13 protein-coding genes and 5 tRNA genes are annotated in these 19,861 nt (G+C 47.4%); all 18 read left to right on the top strand.

Annotated features, from left to right (window positions below):
- Positions 1 to 206 precede the first annotated feature (206 nt).
- The gene (locus ACXLDX_RS08610) at positions 207 to 1,466 is read left to right on the top strand and encodes an FAD-dependent oxidoreductase (RefSeq protein ID WP_457576765.1); all 1,260 of its coding nucleotides are present in this window, start codon (positions 207 to 209) and stop codon (positions 1,464 to 1,466) included.
- Positions 1,467 to 1,472: 6 nt separating this feature from the next.
- Complete coding sequence (locus ACXLDX_RS08605; RefSeq protein ID WP_457576764.1) at positions 1,473 to 3,734, top strand: hydrogenase iron-sulfur subunit; 2,262 nt, start codon at positions 1,473 to 1,475, stop codon at positions 3,732 to 3,734.
- Positions 3,735 to 3,846: 112 nt separating this feature from the next.
- Positions 3,847 to 5,034 (top strand): quinone-interacting membrane-bound oxidoreductase complex subunit QmoC, encoded by a 1,188-nt coding sequence (qmoC, locus tag ACXLDX_RS08600; protein WP_457576763.1) that lies wholly within the window; start codon positions 3,847 to 3,849, stop codon positions 5,032 to 5,034.
- A 184-nt stretch (positions 5,035 to 5,218) separates the two neighbouring features.
- Positions 5,219 to 5,294 (top strand) — tRNA-Thr (locus ACXLDX_RS08595).
- Between the two features lie 71 nt (positions 5,295 to 5,365).
- Positions 5,366 to 5,450 (top strand) — tRNA-Tyr (locus ACXLDX_RS08590).
- A 36-nt stretch (positions 5,451 to 5,486) separates the two neighbouring features.
- A tRNA-Gly gene (locus ACXLDX_RS08585) sits at positions 5,487 to 5,562 on the top strand.
- Positions 5,563 to 5,589: 27 nt separating this feature from the next.
- Positions 5,590 to 5,665 (top strand) — tRNA-Thr (locus ACXLDX_RS08580).
- Between the two features lie 141 nt (positions 5,666 to 5,806).
- Positions 5,807 to 6,997 (top strand): elongation factor Tu, encoded by a 1,191-nt coding sequence (gene tuf / locus ACXLDX_RS08575; protein WP_457576762.1) that lies wholly within the window; start codon positions 5,807 to 5,809, stop codon positions 6,995 to 6,997.
- 68 nt (positions 6,998 to 7,065) lie between these two features.
- Positions 7,066 to 7,218 carry a 50S ribosomal protein L33 gene (gene rpmG / locus ACXLDX_RS08570; RefSeq protein ID WP_407929111.1) on the top strand — a complete coding sequence of 51 codons (153 nt, stop codon included), beginning with the start codon at positions 7,066 to 7,068 and terminating at the stop codon, positions 7,216 to 7,218.
- A 12-nt stretch (positions 7,219 to 7,230) separates the two neighbouring features.
- A tRNA-Trp gene (locus tag ACXLDX_RS08565) sits at positions 7,231 to 7,307 on the top strand.
- Between the two features lie 242 nt (positions 7,308 to 7,549).
- The gene (gene secE / locus ACXLDX_RS08560; protein WP_457576761.1) at positions 7,550 to 7,798 is read left to right on the top strand and encodes a preprotein translocase subunit SecE; all 249 of its coding nucleotides are present in this window, start codon (positions 7,550 to 7,552) and stop codon (positions 7,796 to 7,798) included.
- Between the two features lie 64 nt (positions 7,799 to 7,862).
- A complete protein-coding gene (gene nusG, locus ACXLDX_RS08555) occupies positions 7,863 to 8,396 on the top strand; it encodes a transcription termination/antitermination protein NusG (RefSeq protein WP_457576760.1) in 534 nt (177 codons plus the stop codon).
- A gap of 261 nt (positions 8,397 to 8,657) precedes the next feature.
- On the top strand, positions 8,658 to 9,083 hold the full coding sequence (gene rplK / locus ACXLDX_RS08550; RefSeq protein WP_228855954.1) for a 50S ribosomal protein L11: 426 nt from the start codon (positions 8,658 to 8,660) through the stop codon (positions 9,081 to 9,083).
- A 60-nt stretch (positions 9,084 to 9,143) separates the two neighbouring features.
- Positions 9,144 to 9,848, top strand: a complete 705-nt coding sequence (rplA, locus tag ACXLDX_RS08545; RefSeq protein WP_457576759.1) for a 50S ribosomal protein L1 — start codon at positions 9,144 to 9,146, stop codon at positions 9,846 to 9,848.
- A gap of 224 nt (positions 9,849 to 10,072) precedes the next feature.
- On the top strand, positions 10,073 to 10,597 hold the full coding sequence (gene rplJ, locus ACXLDX_RS08540; RefSeq protein WP_457576758.1) for a 50S ribosomal protein L10: 525 nt from the start codon (positions 10,073 to 10,075) through the stop codon (positions 10,595 to 10,597).
- Positions 10,598 to 10,645: 48 nt separating this feature from the next.
- Positions 10,646 to 11,026, top strand: coding sequence for a 50S ribosomal protein L7/L12 (rplL, locus tag ACXLDX_RS08535; RefSeq protein WP_457576757.1), 381 nt, complete (start codon positions 10,646 to 10,648; stop codon positions 11,024 to 11,026).
- A gap of 473 nt (positions 11,027 to 11,499) precedes the next feature.
- Positions 11,500 to 15,579 carry a DNA-directed RNA polymerase subunit beta gene (rpoB, locus tag ACXLDX_RS08530; RefSeq protein WP_457576756.1) on the top strand — a complete coding sequence of 1,360 codons (4,080 nt, stop codon included), beginning with the start codon at positions 11,500 to 11,502 and terminating at the stop codon, positions 15,577 to 15,579.
- 125 nt (positions 15,580 to 15,704) lie between these two features.
- On the top strand, positions 15,705 to 19,754 hold the full coding sequence (gene rpoC / locus ACXLDX_RS08525) for a DNA-directed RNA polymerase subunit beta' (protein WP_457576755.1): 4,050 nt from the start codon (positions 15,705 to 15,707) through the stop codon (positions 19,752 to 19,754).
- Positions 19,755 to 19,861: the final 107 nt, after the last annotated feature.

Here is a 19,861-nt window from a genome sequence, read left to right as displayed (position 1 = left end):
TCATTGGTTGAAAACGTGGTTTTAGCATGTCGGGTCAACTATTATTCACTTGAGTCCCCTTGGGAAAGTTTCCGGGTTTCACCTGATTTGGTAGCTCAGGTTGTTCTGTTGCACTCAATAGTTGATATACGATCCATATATTTGGTATGTTGTGTGGATGTGTGTCAACGGTACAATATTTTTATGAGCAATTATGGAGGTAAGGTATGACTGACGAGCAAGGCACTTCCAGTGCAATATTGGTCGTGGGCGGTGGCATCAGTGGTTTGACTGCTGCATTGGAAGCCGCGGAAGTCGGGAATGATGTATTTCTTGTTGAACAGGGCCCCAGTTTTGGAGGCAGGGTGGCCCAGTTGAATCAGTATTTCCCGAAACTGTGTCCCCCGAGCTGTGGACTTGAAATCAATTTCCGTCGCATCAAGGACAATCGAAAAATAAGGACTTATACACTGACAACTGTAAAGTCTGTTTCGGGAACACCTGGTAATTATGAAGTGACACTGGAAACGGCTCCCCGATATGTGAACAGCAACTGTACAGCCTGTGGTGACTGCAGTGACGCCTGTCCCGATGAGATTGAAAATGAATTCAATTTCGGTATGGATAAATGCAAGGCCGCATATCTGCCCCATGAAATGGCCTTTCCGAGGAGATATGTTGTTAAAAAAGATGCCCTGAGTTCTGCCGGGGAAGAGGCGATCAAGGCTGCATGTAAATATAATGCCATTGACCTTGATATGCAGGTGGAGACAAAAACCGTCAAGGTCGCTTCCATTGTCTGGGCTACCGGCTGGACCCCATATGAGCCCACGAAAATGGAAAATCTCCATTTTGCAGACTCCCAGTCAATTATCACCAATATGATGATGGAGCGGATGGCCGCGCCAAATGGCCCCACGGGTGGCACTATTGTCCGACCGGGGGATGGAAAGGAAATAGAGTCCATCGCCTTTGTCCAGTGCGCTGGCTCCAGGGATGAAAATCATCTTGAATACTGCTCTCATATCTGTTGTATGGCAACCTTCAAGCAGATGAGTTATGTGCGCGAGCAGTACCCCGACGCTCAGATTTATGTGTTCTATATTGATCTTCGAACTCCTGGGAAATACGAGAAATTCCGTGAAGCGAGGATGGCCGACGAAAAGGCGACTTTTATTAAAGGCAAGGTGGCCGATATAGTGGTGGAGTCTGATGGCGGCGTAACCGTGGTAGCCGAAAATGCCCTCACTGCTGAAAAGATATCTCAGAAAGTGGATATGGCCGTACTGGCAACCGGCATGCAGCCGACTCTGGATATCCAGGGCGCTCCTGTTGCTCTCGATATGGACAGCAATGGTTTTGTCATGACCAATTCTGAAAAAGCAATGATAGCCGCAGGTTGTGCCAAGAAAGCTGCGGATGTCGTTACTACCACTCAATCATCAACTGCTGCTGCCCTTAAGGCAATTCAGGTTTCCAGGAGGTAATTATCAATGGATAAGACATATTGTGCATATATATGTTCCGGTTGTGGCATCGGGGAAGCGCTTGATATGGAGGCTCTTGCCGAGGTTGTAACTGATGAAATGTCCATGGAGTGCAAAAGTCATGAATGCCTCTGTGGACAGGAAGGGCGTGCTTTTATAGAAAAAGATATCGCCGATGGCATCAATACCGTTGTTATTGGAGCATGTTCTCCGCGTGTGATGGCAGACGAATTTAATTTCGGTGATGATAAAATTACGGTTCGCGCCAACCTGCGTGAGCAGGTGGTCTGGGCGGAAGTCAAGCCTGCGGAAGGTGAAGAACCTGCCGAGGAAGCCGCAGAGTATCTGCAGGAAACAGCAGCGGATTATATGAGAATGGCCTGCACCCGTGCCCAGAAAACGGAACTGCCGGAGCCGTTCAAGCTTGAAATGCTGCATAAAACCATTCTTGTCATGGGTGGTGGTCTTGCGGGTCTCACCGCGGCGAAAGAAGCTGCCGCCGCCGGTTATGATGTTCTGCTGATTGAAAAAGAGGATAAGCTCGGCGGTAAGGCCAATGGCTGGAGAAAATCATTTCCCACCAAGGCTCCGTGGACCGATCTTGAGGAAAACCCGATTGGTGCGATGATAGCGGAGGTTGAAGGCAACCCAAAAATCACGGTGAAGACCGGCATGGAAGTTGCCCGTATTTCCGGTGCGCCCGGTGATTTCAATGTCACCCTGAAGGAGGCCGGAACCAAGAGCGAGTGGGACGCGCCTGCCAAGGTAACTGTCGACGAGCAGGATCTCATTGAAAAGGGTGAGATGGAAGATCCCAACGAGGGACTGCAGAAATATACTGAAATTGACCCGGATGCCATCAAGGTGGGTTCGGTTGTGCTTGCAACCGGATGGAAACCTGCTGATGTGTCCCAGTATGAACACCTGGGTCATGGCACCCTGAAGAATGTAGTCACCAACGCGGAATTCGAAAAGCTTTCCAAGGAAGGCAAGGTGCCTGCAAGTGTGGCGTTCATCCAGAGTCCGGGCGGAGAAGAGCACGATAAGGATTTCCCTTATTGCAACTCTGTCACTTCCATGGTTGCTCTGAAGCAGGCTCAGTATGTCTGTGAGGACAATGAAGACGGCAAAGCGTTTATCCTCTATCAGCATATGCGTACTCCCGGCCATATGGAGCTGTTTTATAAAAATGTTCAACTCCATGACGGTATATTCATGACCAAGGCAACGGTCATGAAGGTGGAGGAAAATGGCGATAAATTAAGCGTGTCAGCGGAAAATACCCTGCTGGGTGAGGACCTGACCCTGGACGTGGACATGGTGGTTCTGGCTGCCGGTATGGAACCGGTTACAGCCAATGAAAATTCCATCAACCTTGCCTATCGGCAGGGACCGGCTTTTTCTGATCTGGACCTGTTTGACGGTTACGCGGATTCTCATTTTATCTGTTTTCCGTATGAGACAAGGAGAACCGGTGTTTATGCCTGTGGTGGTGTCAGGAAGGCCGAAACCATGGAGGAGGCAGTTGACGATGCCACGGGTGCAGCTCTCAAGGCTATCCAGTGTATCGAGTCTGTTGATCGTGGCGTAGCCGTACATCCCCGTTCCGGTGATGCAACTTATCCGGATTTCTTTATGCAGCGATGCACCCAGTGTAAACGGTGTACGGAAGAATGTCCTTTCGGTGCCCTGGATGATGATGAAAAAGGAACACCGCTGCCGAATCCGACCCGCTGCCGCCGCTGCGGTACCTGCATGGGTGCCTGTCCGGAAAGAATTATCGGCTTCAAGGATTATAATATTGATCTGATCGGCTCCATGATCAAATCGGTTGAAGTTCCGGAAGACGATGACGATCGTTTGAGAATAATTGTGTTTGTCTGTGAGAACGATGCTTATCCTGCCCTTGATATGGCCGGAATGAAGAGGAATGGTATTAATCACATGATCCGTTTTATACCGGTACGTTGCCTGGGTTCAGTCAATATGGCCTGGATCAGGGATGCACTTTCTGCCGGAATGGACGGTGCCATGCTGCTGGGATGTACTTATGGAGATGATTACCAGTGCCATTTCGTCAAAGGATCTGAAATCGCAAACAAGCGTATGGAAAATATAGGTGATACTCTTTCAACCCTCGGTCTTGAGCCGGAGCGTTGTGCGGCTGAACAGGTTGCCATTACCGATTACGACAAAATCCCGCAGATTCTGAATGATTTTGTAGAGGAAATCGTCGAGATGGGACCAAATCCATTCAAAGGCTTCTAATCTGTTTTTTATCATTACGCCACCATCCTTTTTGATGGTGGCGTTCAATGCTGCCGCCAGGAGGCAAAGTTTGAGATGATGTATTTTTTGATAATATAGCAGGAGGAAGAAAATGAATGTTCAACCGGATTTAGATTTTATCAGATCTCTGAAGGAAGCAGGAGGGGATACACTGAAAAAGTGTTATCAATGTGCCACCTGCTCTGTGATGTGTCCCCTTTCAAAAGACGGCAGTCCGTTTCCGCGTAAGGAAATGATCTGGTCTGGCTGGGGGATGAAGGAAAAGCTTATTGCTGACCCGGACGTGTTTTTATGTCATCAGTGTGGTGACTGTACGGCAAACTGTCCACGCGGCGCCAAACCCGGCGATGTTCTCGGGGCGATTCGTGCCTATGCCTATACCCATTACGGCTGGCCGGCACCCCTTGCCAAACTGGCATCAAGTGCGAAGGGACTGCCCATGCTGATAGGTATCCCGGTTATTGTAATCCTGATCATGTGGCTGTTATCGGGAGCCATGCATATTCCGTCCCAGGAAGACTTTGCCCACCATGGTTACCAGCAGTTTTTTGGCACCTGGAGCTTTAAATGGTATGCCAAGAATATCTTTTTTATTGTTCTTATAATGGTTCCTTCCCTGGGGCTCGGTCTTTTTTCCGCATTCAAGGGTATCACAAAAATGTGGAAAGCCATGGCGGAAAATGAAGGTGTCAACCCGGATTATCGTCCTTCCGCAGTCCAGTTTGTCAAGGAATTCCTGTGGCCTTCGCTTGTAGAGATTGTCCAGCATAATCGCTTTAAGGAATGTACTACTCATATTGACAGGGTCAGAGGGCATCTGCCGCTGATGTTTGCCTTTATCGGTCTCTTTATCGTGACCTGCTGGTCTTTGCTGAAGAATGATGTCCTTGGTCTTATCTGGCCTTCACTGCATGGTCCGCTTCCATTGACGGACCCCTTTAAAATTCTGGCCAATGTTTCAGCCGTGGCCTTTATTTTCGGCATAGCGGTGTTGTGGAGCAACAGGAGAAAAGCTGAGCAGGAGCTTGACACAAAAGTAACTTTTTATGACTGGTTTCTTATCTGGGAAATTACGGCAGTTGGTGTTACCGGTCTCGGGGCTGAACTGCTTAGATGGGCAGGTATGCCGACCATGGGATATATTGTCTATTTTTTCCACCTGGTGGCGATAATGATGCTTTTCCTCTATCTCCCGTACACAAAACTGGCACATCTTATTTACAGGACAGCAGCTTATACTTTTGAAAAGTATCGAGAAAGTGCCTTTGCGAATAAATAATATCACATAAGTGATCTGAAAAAGGGCTGGATTCTCAATGAATCCTGCCCTTTTTAATTTCCCCTGTTCCATGACACGGGACGATAATTCGTAATTTTCAAGGCACCCCTCAAGAAAAAAGCTTAAAATTGAAAATATCTATTGAATTAAGATTTTGAAGTGAGTATATTCTCTCACCCTGTAAGCTGGCGTAGCTCAATTGGTAGAGCTCCTCACTTGTAATGAGGTTGTTGTGGGTTCAAGTCCTATCGCCAGCTCCATTTAAAAAAAACACTTTACAAAGTGCTTAAAAGAGAATATAAGTGCCTGTCTTTTTTCAGACACTTCCCCTGGAGGGGTTCCCGAGCGGTCAAAGGGAACAGACTGTAAATCTGTCGGCCAAGCCTTCGAAGGTTCGAATCCTTCCCCCTCCACCATTTTTCTTTTGCTTTGTGAAGTGAGAGATACCCAGAGCGGGAATAGCTCAATTGGTAGAGCATCAGCCTTCCAAGCTGAGGGTTGCGAGTTCGAGTCTCGTTTCCCGCTCCATTTTTATTTCTCATATTTGGATATGGCGCCCACGTAGCTCAGTCGGTAGAGCGCATCCTTGGTAAGGATGAGGTCACCGGTTCAAATCCGGTCGTGGGCTCCAGTTCGGTGTGGGGTGTTACTGGTGCCTGTCGAGAGCAGTGCCCGCTTTTTGCTTTGCGGGGGAGCTTTTCAGCTTTGGTGCCTGACCCTGTTTGTCGGGGTAAGCAAAAAATCCTTTTTAACGGCCTGAGGAGACAAGAAGATGTCAAAAGAAAAATTTGAACGGACTAAACCGCATGTCAACGTTGGGACTGTTGGTCACATCGATCATGGTAAGACAACCTTGACCGCTGCGATTACTCGTGTCTTATCTACTAAAGGTCAGGCTGATTTCACTGACTTCAGCGAGATTGATAAGGCGCCGGAAGAGAAAGAAAGAGGAATCACCATCGCCACGGCACATGTGGAATACGAGACTGAAAAACGTCATTACGCTCATGTGGATTGCCCTGGTCATGCTGATTATATCAAAAATATGATTACCGGTGCTGCGCAGATGGACGGTGCAATCCTGGTTGTGGCAGCAACTGACGGTGCGATGCCCCAGACCAGGGAACACATTCTTCTTGCCCGTCAGGTTGGTGTCCCCGCTATCGTTGTCTTCCTGAACAAATGTGATATGGTCGATGATGAAGAGTTGATTGAGCTTGTGGATATGGAGCTCCGTGAACTGCTGGATAAATACGAGTTTCCTGGTGATGATATTCCTTTTGTTCAGGGCTCGGCTCTGCTTGCGCTTGAGAATCCTGAGGATGAGGAGAAGACCAAGTGCATCTGGGAGCTGATGGAAGCAATTGATTCATATATTCCTGAGCCGAAGCGCGATGTGGATCAGCCGTTTTTGATGCCGGTTGAAGATGTTTTCTCTATTTCCGGACGTGGTACTGTCGCTACCGGCAGGGTAGAGCGTGGTGTTATCCATGTCGGGGATGAGGTTGAGATTGTTGGTATCAGGGAAACTCAGAAAACCACCTGTACCGGAGTTGAGATGTTCCGTAAACTCCTGGATGAAGGTCAGGCTGGAGATAATATCGGTGCTCTTCTTCGTGGTATCAAGAGAGATGAGATTGAACGTGGACAGGTTCTTGCTGCGCCTAAATCCATTACCCCGCATACCAAGTTCAAGGCCGAGTGCTATATTCTCGGTAAGGATGAGGGCGGAAGGCATACTCCGTTTTTCAACGGATACAGACCGCAGTTCTATTTCAGAACTACGGACGTAACCGGTGTGTTGACCCTGGAAGAGGGTGTTGAAATGGTAATGCCGGGAGATAATATTGCTGCAACTGTAGAGCTGATTACTCCCATTGCCATGGATGTCGGTCTGCGTTTTGCTATTCGTGAAGGTGGGCGTACAGTTGGAGCCGGTGTTATCAGTGAGATTGACTCCTGATTCATTCACGATAATTTGTTTTAACCTGCCTGTTTCTGCAGGCAGGTTAATGTTTTGAATAGGGTAAGATAATGAGAGATATCGTGACTCTGGCATGTGGAACCTGTAAGCGCCGGAACTATACAACGACGAAAAACAAGAGAAACACGCCAAATAAACTGGAGTTTAATAAATATTGCCCGTTTTGCAGAGTACACACTCCACATAAAGAGACCAAGTAGCTTAACTTGTGCAGGCCAGTAGCTCTAATTGGTAGAGCGCCGGACTCCAAATCCGGATGTTGGGGGTTCGAGTCCCTCCTGGCCTGCCATAGGTGTTTGTGGAGCAGGGAGTTTTCGGTTGTGTTTTGGATCGGGAATTATGAACACACGTTTTTTTTGGTAATTGCTCTCAGGCACCTCGGCTTTTCACGGTCTCTTTTGTCCGCTTAGGTTGGCAGAAGCGGAGAAGAGCCTGCAAAAATCTGTGGCCCTGTGGACAGTTACAGTTCAGAGGTTATTAAATCAGACAGTTGTTGCCTCTGTGAGGAGTTACTTTTTTGGGAGGTAGGAGATGGCAGGAAAACAGAAGTCCAGAAAAAATAAAACAGTCAAGGTTAAAGAGCCGTCACCGTACTCACCTGCCCAGATAAAGAAATTTATTGATGAAGTCAAAGTAGAGTTTTTGAAGATTGTCTGGCCGGATAAAAAAATGACCCTGGGGCTCACCGGTGTTGTTGTCGTGTTGACGGTGGTGATTTCAATCTACCTTGGAACGGTGGACCTGCTGCTGGGCAAAGTTGTGGCGTCGATTTTACAGTAAGAAGCAAAAACTTACTTTTACTGATACTTTATTCGTATCTTCACTCTATTACGATACTGATCCTATGGCAAGACAATGGTATATCCTTCAGGTGCACTCCGGTTTTGAAGAGAAGGTAAAAGCTACTCTTGAGGAGCGTATTAAAAAAGAGGGATTGGAAGAATCTTTCGGCGAGATCCTTGTGCCCACCGAGCAGGTTGTTGAAATGATCAAGGGAACCCGCAAAACTTCAAGCAGGAGGTTCTTTCCCGGTTATATGCTTGTCAGCATGGATTTGAATGATGTCACGTGGCATATCATTCATCAGAATATGCCGCGGGTTGTTGGTTTTGTAGGCGATGACAGAAATCCGATACCTCTTTCTGATGAGGATGCAGCTAAAATCATAGGACGTATTCAGGATGGTTCTGAAAGGCCTCGTCCCAAGGTGATATTCACCGTAGGGGAAGTTGTGCGTGTGACTGATGGGCCATTCGCCAATTTTCAGGGTGTTGTCGATGAGGTTTTTCCGGAAAAGGGAAGGGTTCGGGTTATGGTCTCAATTTTTGGCAGGGAAACCCCTGTCGAACTTGAATTTGTTCAGGTGACGAACACCTGATTCTGCATTTAAGATAAAGCTTGATGTCCTGCAATGTGATTACCCACAGGCACGGCTGGCTTTTTTCGGTTTTTTTGCTGGCACAGGCAGCAGGCTGCGGGATGCAGCGAAAAAGAACCTGTGAATTTATGGCATCTGTGGGCAGTTACAGTTCGTAGGTAATAATAACATAGAGTTATTAATGCCGTGAGTGGTTACTAAAAATGTATACTGGTCTGAAAGATTTTTGTTAAAAACCAGTGAGTGAGTTGGAGTAAAACAATGGCCAAAAAAGAAATGGCGTTCATCAAACTGCAGATTCCCGCGGGAAAGGCAAATCCTTCACCGCCGGTCGGGCCCGCTCTCGGGCAGCATGGCGTGAATATCATGGAATTCTGCAAGAGTTTTAACGCCAAGACACAGTCAATGGGTGACACAATCGTCCCCGTGGTTATCACCGTTTATCAGGATCGTTCTTTCAGTTATATTACCAAGACTCCACCGGCATCCGTTCTGCTTCTGAAGGCAGCTGGAATTGCCAAGGGCTCCGGTAATCCAAAAGCTGAGAGAGTCGCGGAAATTGGTCGCGACAAGATTCGTGAAATTGCCGAGACCAAGATGGTTGACCTTAACGCCTATGACATTGAAAGTGCCATGCGCATCATTGAGGGAACCGCAAGAAGTGCCGGAATTACTGTTATAGATTAATTTTTCAATATTTTACTGCCGACAGGTTTTTTTGTTGCCCTGGTCGAGTAGGAGGCTGCTATGCCGAAACACGGAAAGAATTATAAAAATAAAATTAAAGCAATAGACAGATCAATGCTTTATCCTGTTGAAGACGGGATAAAGGCAGTATTGTCTGCTACTTACGCTAAATTCGATGAAACTTTTGATATCGCAATGAAACTTGGTGTTGATCCAAGGCATGCGGATCAGATGATCAGATCGTCGGTTTCTCTGCCCCATGGAACAGGAAAGGTTACCAGGGTGCTGGTTTTTGCAAAAGGACCCAAGGAAGCAGAAGCTCTCGAGGCTGGGGCAGATTACGTCGGCGGTGATGATCTCATAGAAAAAATTAAAGAAGGCTGGCTTGAATTCGATAAAACGGTTGCTACCCCTGATATGATGGGAACCGTAGGAAAAATTGGACGAATTCTTGGCCCCCGCAACCTGATGCCCAACGCCAAACTTGGTACTGTTACCTTTGATGTGGCGGATGTTGTAAAGGAAATCAAAGGTGGGAAGGTTGATTTCCGGGTTGACAAGGCTGGTATTATTCATGCCGGTATCGGGAAGCTTTCATTTGGTGCTGAAAAACTGCAGGACAATCTTCTCGCTTTTGTCGCCAGAATTATTCAACTCAAACCTTCCGCAAGTAAAGGTGTTTATTTAAAAAGTATCACAATTTCTTCAACCATGGGACCCGGCGTTAAGCTAGATCCTCTCGTTTTGAGGAGTATGGTAAAATAGAGTTTTGTTTCCTGCGGTAGAAGAAAATATTTTCTTCTGCCGCAGGTTGAGTCGTAGACAGCGGGTACAGCTTGTTTAATTGTGGTATAATCACAACCTGCCGAGACGAATAGGGCCAGAATTGATTTTTATTCCGCTGAGTGAAGAGTCGAGTTCTTCCTGCCTATATTCTTTGTAACTGCTGTTTCGAATTGTTTCATTAAATTTTAACCTGGAGGAGTGTTTTGAATCGTGATGAAAAAGTGACACTTGTCTCGGAATTGAATGATTCGTTCAGCCGAGCCAAATTTACAGTTGTTGCTGATTATTGCGGTCTTGATGTTTCCCAAATCCAGAAAATTCGCGTGGAACTGCGAGACTGTGATTCGGAAATCAGGATTGCCAAAAATACTCTCCTGAGGCGCGCTGCAAAGGACACCGAAAACGACGCACTGGTTGACGAATTTGTTGGCCCGACTGCTGTTGTAATGTCCTATACCGATCCGGTAGCACCGGCTAAGGTGATTGCAAAATTTGCAGATGATTTTGATAAATTCAATATCAGATCTGCTGTGCTTGATGGAGAAAAGATCAGCGTTGACGAGCTGCTTGCCTTGTCAAAACTGCCTACCAAGGAAGTACTGCTTGGTCAGCTGCTGTCCACCTGGAACAATGTTCCTACGGGACTTGTCAGGGTCCTCAGTGGTGTACCGCGTACTTTTGCATATGGATTGCAGGCTCTTAAAGAGAAGAAAGAAAACGAAAACTAGAATATATTTGGGAACTGATACGTTCCAATAAATAAGAGGATATTTATCATGGCTGTTACAAAAGAAGATGTGATTGATTTTATCGCCAATATGTCTGTACTTGAACTCTCCGAACTCATCAAGGAATTTGAAGAGAAATTTGGTGTTTCCGCCGCCGCTCCTGTAGCAGTAGCTGCAGTCGGTGCCGCTGCCGGTGGTGATGCTCCTGCCGAAGAAAAAACCGAATTTGATGTTATTCTTGCAGGCATCGGTGATCAGAAGATCAAGGTTATCAAGGAAGTTCGTGCCATCACCGGTCTTGGACTGAAAGAAGCAAAAGCTCTTGTTGAATCGGCTCCTGCCCCGTTGAAGGAAGGCACCACCAAGGAAGAAGCAGAAGAGATTAAAACAAAGATCGAAGGTGTTGGTGCAACTGTAGAGATAAAATAAAAGTTCATATACTCTGTTGTTCCATTTGCGAACAACTTCAGTTTACGACATCACGCTACGGGCTTTGCCACGTAGCGTGTTGTGCTTTAAGGGTATAGAAAAAATATAGAAAAATAATTAGTAATATCAGGTAGTTCTGCCAGGCGGGCTCCTCCGTTTTCCTGCCCTGGAGTGATTTTGCTGAAAAAGGACCTTTATATGCTTTGCGAGGTTGATCATTTTTTGGTTGATTTTTATTTAGAAATTCTTACCTGAATGCTGCCAATGAACAGTTCCATTAAATATATTGTAATGGTACGAGATTAATTTATCTTTTTTAAAAAAGTGCAGGATTCAGGTCTTGTTTTATCATCACTTACAACCCCGAAAACGGGGTATCAAATCGATTTTTGAAAGCTGGTTTACGAATATCGACTCTACGTTGTTGAATCCCGATTTTTTAGCACGAATACAAGGCAATTTCGAGGACAATTATGGAAAGAATCAGAAAGAACTTTGCCACGGCTGAAACTGTTATAGAGCCGCCCCACCTCATCTCCATGCAGCGTCTTTCGTATGAAAAGTTTCTGCAGATAGATAAAGATCCCGATGAAAGGGATGATTTTGGACTGCAGGCCATTTTGAAAAATGTATTTCCGATTAACGATTTCAACGGACTATGTTCCCTTGAATTTGTACGGTACAAGTTCGGAGAACCGAAATATACAGTCCAGGAATGCCAGCAGAGGGGAATGACATATGAAATTCCCCTGAAGATCGTGGTCCGACTGATCACTTTTGATGTCGATGAAGAAACTGGGGTTCAGTCTATTCGTGACATAAAGGAGCAGGAAGTTTTTCTCGGATCTCTGCCTCTTATGACAGGCGATGGCGTCTTTGTCATTAATGGAACCGAAAGGGTGATTGTCTCCCAGCTCCAGCGGTCTCCTGGACTTTTTTATACCCACGATAACGGAAAAAGCCATTCCAGTGGAAAACTGCTTTACTCTGCCCGCATTATTCCGGTACGTGGTTCCTGGATTGATCTTGAATTTGATATCAAGGATGTCCTCCATGTGAGGATAGACAGACGGAGAAAGTTTCCGGTCACAACCCTTCTGAAGGCGATCGGTTTTTCAGATGAGGAATTGCTGAGTGAGTTTTATCCCCTCAGCACTATTCGCAAGACTGAAGACGGGTATGAGAAATCCTTTGATGCGGATCTTTTTAAGGGGAAAAGGCTGGAGTTTGATCTGATCAATCCCGCCGATGGTGAAATTCTTGGCCGTAAGGGCAAGAAGATTTCCATGGTTCTGTGTAAAAAAATAGCAGCCGCCGGCATAGACTACCTTCCTGTATCGCGAGAGGCTCTTCTCGGGAATGTGCTTGCAAATACCCTCATGAAGGAAGATGGGGAGGAGCCGCTTTTTCTCTGCAATACCGAAATCACCGAACCAATGCTTGATACCCTTGAAGAGGCCGGGATCAATGAGTTCAAGGTGCTGCATATTGACGGGGTGAATTATTCCGATTCCTTCAGCAAAACCCTGGCCCTGGATAAGGCCAGAAATACCGAGGAAGCGCTGCTTGAGATTTACCGAAGACTGCGACCATCGAGCCCTCCGACACTTGAAGTTGCTGAAGCTTTTTTTGAAAATCTTTTTTTCAACCAGGACCTTTACGATCTCTCCGAGGTTGGACGCTATAAAATCAATGCAAAACTCGGCCTTGATATTGATATCAACAACAGGGCCTTGACAAGAGTGGACATTATCCATGCGGTTCGGCATCTCGTCAGGTTGAAGGATACCCAGGGCGGAGTGGACGATATTGATCATCTTGGAAACAGAAGGGTCAGGACCGTCGGAGAGCTTGTGGAAAATCAGTACCGGATGGGATTGGTCAGGATGGAGCGGGCAATCAAGGAGAGGATGACTCTTCAGGATGTGGAAACCCTGATGCCCCACGACCTTGTCAATCCAAAGCCGATTTCCGCCGCGATCAAGGAATTTTTCGGTACCAGTCAGCTTTCCCAGTTCATGGATCAGACAAACCCACTCTCTGAAGTTACTCACAAGAGGCGGTTGAGTGCGCTCGGACCTGGTGGTCTTTCAAGGGAGAGGGCCGGTTTTGAAGTTCGTGACGTGCATCCGACTCATTATGGCCGGATCTGTCCCGTTGAAACGCCCGAGGGTCCGAACATCGGCCTGATCGTTTCCCTGGCTACTTATGCCAGGGTCAACCCGTACGGATTCATTGAATCACCCTATAGGAAAGTCAAGGACCGCATTGTTCTTGATGAAGTCAAATATCTCAGCGCCCTGCAGGAGCAGAATCATATTATTGCTCCCGCTCTCACGCCCTATGATGATAATAAACGTATTATCCCTGATATTCTGATCACCCGTGAAGAAGGCGAGGTTCTCACCTCTCCTGCTGATAAGGTCTCCTACATGGATATCGCCCCGAACCAGATGATCAGTGTCGCCGCATCCCTGGTGCCCTTTCTGGAAAATGACGATGCCAACCGGGCCCTGATGGGTTCGAACATGCAGCGACAGGCTGTTCCCCTTCTGAAGACGGCAGCACCGTTTGTCGGTACTGGAATGGAAAAATATGTTGCGCGTGATTCCGGAGCGTGTCTTTTGAGTGCCGGAGATGGTGTTGTGGAAGAGGCTGATGCCAACAGGATAGTGGTCAGGTATGAAGAGCCGGGCACGGATGGTTATGATACCGGAGTTGCGGTTTACCGGCTGCAGAAATATAAGAAGTCTAATCAGAACACCTGTTTTAACCAGATCCCTCTTGTTTTACCCGGAACCAGGGTGAAAAAGGGTACAGTACTGGCCGATGGGCCATCCTGTGAGCAGGGCGAGATTGCCATCGGAAAAAATGTCACCATAGCCTTTATGCCGTGGCGTGGTTTCAATTTTGAAGATTCCATTCTGGTCAACGAACGTCTTTTAAAAGAAGATACCTATACCTCGGTGCATATAGAGGTTTTCGAGACAATGGCCAGGGATACAAAACTCGGCAAGGAAGAGATTACCCGCGATATCCCCAATGTCAGTGAGGAGACTCTTCGTAATCTTGACGAATCAGGTATTGTCCAGATAGGAGCTGAACTGAAACCTGGTGACACTCTGGTCGGCAAGGTCACACCCAAGGGTGAGACCGTACTTTCACCTGAAGAAAAACTGCTGCGGGCAATTTTTGGTGAAAAGGCTCAGGATGTCAAGGACTCTTCCCTGCGTGTACCTCCGGGGGTGAGTGGAGTGGTTATTGACGCCAAGGTTTTTTCCAGAAAAGGAGTGGATAAGGATGAGCGCTCCCTGATGATCGAAGATCTTGAGATAGAAAAGCTGAATCAGGACAAGCTCGATGAATTACGCAGTCTGAAACGTGGCGTCTGTCGTGAAATTGGTGATATTATCGATGGCAGGACGGCCAAAAAGGATATTCACGACGCCCGTGGAGAAGTGGTTGTTGCTCTGGGCAAGAAGATCACAAAAGAACATGCGGACAGAATTGGTTTCGATCTTTTACGTGATATCGATTTTTCGGAGAAGGCTAAGTATGAGGATGCCATTGATGCTGTCTATGAGCGATATAACAGTCAGGCACGATTGATCACCGAACGATATGACGGGATCATTGAGCGCATGAAGAAGGGTGATGACCTGCCTCCGGGTGTAGTGAAGATGGTAAAAGTCTATGTCGCCACAAAAAGAAAACTCTCGGTCGGTGACAAGATGGCCGGCCGTCACGGGAACAAAGGTGTTGTTTCCCGTCTTCTGCCCGAAGAGGATATGCCGTTTTTTGCCGATGGCCGGACTGTTGATATCGTCCTCAATCCCCTGGGAGTTCCCTCCCGGATGAATGTTGGGCAGGTTCTCGAAGTTCACCTTGGTTTTGCCGCAAAAAAACTCGGGGAACAGCTGGAGGAGTTAGCCAATCGTTTTGCCGTGGATGAGATCCGGAAAAAACTCCGTGCGGTTTTTTCAGAGGAAGAGTTCGAGGCTATAACCGATGGTAAAAGTGATACGGAACTGATCGAATGGGCAAGACGTCACCGGGATGGCATCCATATGGCTACCCCTGTTTTTGACAGTGCTCCGGAATCGGAGATCCGCCGCCTTCTTGTTGAAGCCGGTGTGGATGAGGTCGGACAGAGTCAGCTTTATGACGGGCTCACCGGGGAGCCGTTTGCGAACAAGGTAACGGTTGGGGTCATGTATATGCTGAAACTCCATCATCTTGTTGACAACAAGATTCACGCAAGGTCAACCGGACCTTATTCGCTTGTTACGCAGCAACCCCTGGGCGGCAAGGCTCAATTCGGTGGTCAGCGCCTTGGAGAGATGGAGGTGTGGGCCATGGAGGCGTATGGGGCTGCATATACTCTCAAGGAATTCCTGACAACCAAATCAGATGATGTCGAAGGCAGAACGACAATGTATGAGCGGATAGTCAAAGGAAATAATTTTCTTACAACCGGGCTGCCGGAGTCGTTTAATGTTCTGGTGAAAGAACTTCAGGCCCTTTGTCTGAATATGGAACTTATCGAAGAATAAGAGACATGGATTGGCGTAGAGCACAATCCTTATTCTCATTACCCTGGTTTGGGTTTGATCTCTTCACGGCCTGACAAATGTATCGGCCGTGGAGGAATCCTATAACATAAGGGAGAGGTGATTTCGTGGAAGAGTTATTCAATTTTTTTCAAAAACCGAAAGCCCCAGTAAAATTTAAAAATGTCAAAATATCTCTTGCTTCCCCTGAGAAAATCATGGACTGGTCCCATGGTGAGGTCAAGAAACCTGAGACTATAAATTACAGGACGTTTAAGCCTGAGCGGGACGGTTTGTTCTGTGCAAAGATTTTTGGTCCGGTCAAGGATTTTGAATGCAATTGCGGTAAATATAAACGCATGAAGCACAGAGGGGTTGTCTGTGAAAAATGCGGTGTTGAAGTTATTCAGTCAAAAGTCAGGCGTGAGCGGTTGGGCCATATCAAGCTTGCAGCTCCCGTTGCCCATATCTGGTTTTTAAAGAGTCTGCCCAGTAAAATAGGGGCGGTTCTCGACATGACTCTCAAACAGTTGGAAAAAATCCTTTATTTTGAACAGTATGCTGTAGTTGAGTCAGAGGCTGAAAGTCTACCGCCGGGGACACTGCTGACAGAGGAAAAATACCGACAGGCATTATCTGATTATCCAGGCCAGTTCAAAGTCGGAATCGGTGCCGAGGCAATCAGAAAACTGCTTGCCTCTAAAGATCTTGCACAGTTGTCTCATCAACTGCGTGAAGAAATGGCCAACACCAATTCCAAGACCAAGAGACAGAAACTTGGAAAAAGACTGTTTGTTATTGAGGCGTTCAGGGATTCCGGCAATCAGCCGGAATGGATGATTCTCGAAGTTATTCCTGTACTTCCACCTGATCTTCGTCCCCTTGTTCCCCTGGAGGGTGGTCGATTTGCCACCTCAGATCTCAATGATCTGTACCGAAGGGTGATCAACCGCAACAACAGGTTGAAACGTTTACTGGAGCTGGACGCTCCTGACATTATTATCCGCAATGAAAAGAGAATGTTGCAGGAGGCGGTTGACGTCCTCTTTGACAACGGCCGTCGGGGCCGTGTCATAACCGGGGGGAACAAGCGTCCTCTGAAGTCCCTCTCGGATATGCTGAAGGGCAAGCAGGGTCGTTTCAGACAGAATCTGCTCGGAAAACGTGTTGATTACTCCGGTCGTTCGGTCATTGTGGTGGGGCCGCACCTGCGCCTTCACCAGTGCGGAATTCCGAAGAAGATGGCCCTCGAACTTTTCAAACCCTTTATTTACCACAAGCTTGAAAGAAAAGGCTATGTGACCACCATCAAAAGTGGTCGTAAGATGGTGGAGAAAGGAGTGAAAGAGGTCTGGGATGTTCTCGATGAAGTTGTGACGGAATATCCTGTCATTCTCAACCGTGCCCCGACCCTGCACAGACTCGGTATGCAGGCCTTTGAAGCGGTTCTTATCGAAGGAAAGGCGATTCAGCTTCATCCCCTGGTCTGTATGGCATTTAATGCTGACTTTGATGGTGACCAGATGGCGGTCCATGTACCGTTGTCTGTAGAGGCGCAGGTTGAGGCCAGGGTACTGATGATGTCCACTAACAATATCCTGTCTCCAGCCAACGGTGAGCCGGTCATCATTCCTTCACAGGATATTGTGCTCGGTCTCTACTACATGACCCGTGAACGGATAAACGTGATGGGGGAGGGCAAGGCTTTTTCTTCCGACGAAGAGGCGATAATTGCTTTTGACTATGGCCAGGTTCATCTCCAGGCGAAAATCAAGGTCAGAAAGGATGGGGAGCTTATTGACACGACCATGGGTCGGATTATTCTCGGTCAGCTTCTTCCTGACTCAGTCAGGTTTGCCGAGGTCAACAAGGTGATGACCAAGAAAGCGCTGGCCACACTTATTGACCATACATACAGGAATGCCGGAACCAAGGATACGGTCATTCTTGCTGACCGTCTGAAGGATATTGGTTACGAGTACGCCACCAGGGCCGGGATTTCCATCTGTGTCAACGATATGAAGATTCCTCTTGCAAAAGAGGAATTTGTTGAAAGCGCTGAAAAGGATGTGCTTGATGTTGAGCAGCAGTATACGGATGGTCTTATCACTTCCGGTGAAAAGTATAACAAGGTTGTGGATATATGGTCCAAGGTTACAGAGGAAGTGGCCAACGCCATGATGGACGAGATCAAGGTTGATTATTTCCGTGATAAGGATGGCAATGTGGTTGAGGCTCCAAGTTTTAATTCCATTTTTATCATGGCCGATTCAGGGGCACGGGGTTCAAGAGACCAGATCCGTCAGCTCGCCGGTATGCGTGGCCTGATGGCAAAACCGTCCGGGGCTATTATCGAGACTCCGATCAAGGCCAATTTCCGGGAGGGGCTTGGTGTCCTTGAATATTTTATTTCCACCCACGGTGCCAGGAAAGGACTTGCAGATACAGCCCTGAAAACAGCCAACTCCGGTTATCTGACCAGGAGGCTGGTTGATGTGGCCCAGGAATCTACCATTGTCGAGAAGGATTGCATGACCCTGGACGGTATGATTGCCGAACCGCTGATGGATGGTGGTGAAATCATTGTCCCCTTGAGCGGCAGGATACTCGGCAGGGTCGCCCTGGAGGATATTGTTGATCCTTTCAATGATACTCTTATAGTCAAGGCCGGTGAAGAAATTACCGAGGAGAAGGTAGAGCAGATCATGGAGACTGGTATTGACAAGGTCCCCATCCGTTCTGTATTGAGCTGTCGCGCCAAGCGCGGAGTTTGCGCAGCCTGCTATGGCCGGGATCTTGGTCGGGGCCATATGGTGAATATCGGTGAGGCTGTCGGTGTAATAGCAGCTCAGTCCATTGGAGAGCCCGGAACCCAGTTGACCATGCGGACCTTCCATGTCGGTGGTACAGCCAGCCGGTCCGTTGAACAGGCAGAACTTCAGACGCATATCGGTGGTACGGTTGAGTTTTACAATCTGCATTCGGTTGAAAACTCCGAAGGCACTCACATTGTTATGAACCGCAATGCTGAAATCATTATCAAGGATGAACTTGGCAGGGAAAGGGAACGTTTTAAAGTCAATTACGGTGCCCAGCTCCTGGTTAAAGAGGGGGATACGGTAGAAAGGGATACCATCCTTGCAGACTGGGATGCCTATACAATTCCGATTGTTGCTGAAGTGGGCGGTGTCATTAAATTTGGCGATATTATAGAAGGCGTGACCATGCAGGAAAAGGTTGATGGAGTCACCGGAAGGGCGTCCATGGTGATCGTCCACTCCACCGGTTCCACTCAGCTGAACCCCCGAATCTCAATAAAAAATGAGAAGGGAAAAACTGTCAAACTTCCGGGGTCCGAAGCGTTTGCCCGTTACAGTCTGCCGGTCGGTTCTATTATTTCAGTGAGTGAAGGTGAGGTCATTCAGCCGGGAACCATAGTTGGTAAGATTCCAAGGGAGACAACAAAGACCAAGGATATTACCGGCGGTCTGCCCAGGGTGGCCGAGCTGTTTGAGGTGAGAAAGCCCAAGGATCCAGCCATCATCACAAAAATTGATGGAAAGGTCAGTTTCGGCAAGGAACTGAAGGGAAAGAGACGGGTCGTTGTTACTCCGGAATATGGTGATCCCCAGGAATACCTGGTGCCAAAATCAAAGCATATCATTGTCCATGAGGGTGATTATGTGCAGGCCGGAGAACCATTGATGGAGGGAACTATTGTTCCAAACGATATTCTTTCCGTACTCGGGGTGAAGGAGCTTTCCAAGTTTCTTGTTAACGAGATTCAGGAAGTGTATCGGCTGCAGGGGGTCAAGATCAATGATAAACATATCGAGGTCATTGTTCGTCAGATGCTCAAACGGGTTATGATTACTTCTGTTGGAGATTCGAAGTTCATGATTGGAGAACAGGTCGAGTGGTGGAAGTTTGAAGAGGAACGCGACAGGTTGATAGCCGAAGGAAAGAAGCCGGGTGCTGCTGAACCATTGCTTCTGGGTGTCACCAAGGCTTCCCTGTCAACGGAAAGTTTCATTTCCGCTGCATCCTTCCAGGAAACAACGAAGGTTCTTACCAATGCGGCAATGGCTGGAAAAGTTGATGAACTGAAAGGTTTGAAAGAAAATGTAATCATGGGAAGGCTTATTTCCGCAGGAACCGGCCTTGGGGGTGACCAATAACGGGCAAATTGATATCCGGGCTGTTTTTTTGCTTGACACAGTAGTGCCGCTGGGTTAAAAGTGATTGCTTTCGTGCTTGTAAAATTTCCGGATGTGCATTTGTTGTT

This window comes from Desulfomarina sp., assembly GCF_054039375.1.
Note: the sequence above shows the minus strand (reverse complement) of the source record. Positions and strands in the feature narration are given on the sequence as shown.